Here is a 1,932-nt window from a genome sequence, read left to right as displayed (position 1 = left end):
ACCCAACGATGCGGCCCGCCGCCTGAAAACCGGACGCGCCAATGCGGTTGGTCTGCTCTTTCCCATCAGCCACGCCTCGCTCAATGACAGCTACTACAGCCAAATGCTGCTGACGCTAGATCAACGTCTCGCGCAGCACGATATTGATCTGCTGTTGCTACCCGATAAACCGCAGGAGCAGCAGCGAAAGCTGATTCGCATGCTGCGCAGCGGCGCCATTGATGCCCTGATTTTAACCCACACCATGCCGCAGGATGCGCGACTGCAGCGCCTGCAACAGAAAGGTTTCCGCTTCCTGACGCTCGGTCGCAGCGAGCTGCCACAACCGTACGCGTGGATTGATTACGATAATCACGCCGGTACTTTTCTCGCGGCAGAACACTGTCTGCAACAAGGATGGCCGCGTCTGGCTTATCTCGGCAGTAACGAATCGGCGACGTATATTCTCGATCGCCGCCAGGGATTTATTGATGCGTTGATTCAGCACCAGGCGCCGGTCGATCAATCTCTGATGGCGGCGTTGCCCGCCACGCGTCGATCCGGCTACCAGCAAACCAATGTCTGGCTGGCCCAAGGCGATGCGCCGCAGGCGATCATCACCGATTGCAGCACGCTGGGTGAAGGAGCCGCGATTGCGCTGCAGCAGGCCGCCCGCATAAAGGGTACGCAAGCAATTCCGCTGTATGTGTATGATGGATTGCCGCCCGATTCGATTGTCGATCAGCCGGTGAACGCCATTCTGCAATCATCCCAGCAGCAGATTGGCGAGCGCATCGCCGAAATGGTGCTGCAACTGCTCGATGATGCACCGCTGAGCGAGCTGCAAACGCTCTGGCAACCGGTGCTGCGACTCACTTCTGACGCGCAATGATTGCGCCTGGCCCGAGCTGTGTTAGTCTTCGCCTGTTTCTTTTCAGCAGGTGTAAGCAATGAAAACCAGGCCGCCACGAGCCACAATCAGTGACGTTGCCCGTACGGCAAAAACCGGTAAAACCAGCGTTTCCCGCTATCTGAATGGCGAAGTGAATCTGCTCTCGCCCGATCTCAAAGCCCGTATCGAACAGGCCATCGCCGAACTCAACTATCGTCCCAGCCAGATGGCGCGCGGACTGAAACGCGGTCGCACGCGTTTGATTGGTCTGATCATTGCTGACATCACCAATCCTTACTCGGTTGACGTGCTGAGCGGCATCGAAGCGGCGTGTCGTGCGCAGGGCTTTACTCTGCTGATGTGTAACACCAACAACGAAGTCGATCTCGAACAGCATTACCTGCAACTGCTCAGCAGCTATCAGGTGGAAGGCATTGTGGTTAATGCCGTGGGCATGCATGAAGAAGTGCTTAACCGCCTGCAACAGTCGATGCTGCCGATGGTGTTGATCGACCGAAAAATTCCCGATTTCGCCTGCGATATGGTGGGGCTCAACAACGTTGAAGCCTCCACAATTGCCACCCAACATTTGCTGGATAACGGCTATCAAGCCCTGCTCTTTCTTAGCGAGCCGCTCGGCAGCGTCAATACGCGCCGCGAACGTCTGCGCGCTTTCTACGACACGGTGAACAGTGCGCCACAGATTGCGGCAGAGAATGCCGAAGTGGCGCTGCATCAGCCCGACGCGCTGGAAAAACAGCTGCGGGAATTCCACCAGCGCCATCCCGACAAACGCTGTGCGGTGATCGCCGCCAACGGCGCGCTGACCTTGCAAGTGGCGCGCGCGCTGCAGCGCCTTGCGCTGCGCTGGGGCGAAGCGATTGGCCTGCTGGGCTTTGACGAACTGGAATGGGCGGCGCTGGCAGGCGTCGGCATCACCACCTTAAAGCAACCCACCTGGCAGATTGGTTACGCCGCGCTGGAGCAGGTTATCGCGCGCATTGAGGGCAGCGAGCAACCGGTCAGCGAACAGCTCTTCTCCGGCGAACTGATCGTACGCG

At 58.3% G+C, this 1,932-nt stretch carries 2 protein-coding genes; both read left to right on the top strand.

Annotated elements, in window-relative coordinates; translation table 11 throughout:
• The coding region (locus RTY00_RS24295; protein ID WP_312666677.1) for a substrate-binding domain-containing protein at positions 1-871 on the top strand (871 nt) is incomplete at its 5' end.
• Between the two features lie 58 nt (positions 872-929).
• The coding region (locus RTY00_RS24290) for a LacI family DNA-binding transcriptional regulator (protein WP_312666676.1) at positions 930-1,932 on the top strand (1,003 nt) is incomplete at its 3' end.

Source organism: Pantoea sp. CTOTU49201 (genome assembly GCF_032054795.1).
Taxonomy (GTDB): Bacteria; Pseudomonadota; Gammaproteobacteria; order Enterobacterales; family Enterobacteriaceae; genus Pantoea; species Pantoea symbiotica.
The sequence above is the reverse complement of the archived record's forward strand: the minus strand, read 5'-3'. Positions and strand labels throughout refer to the sequence as shown.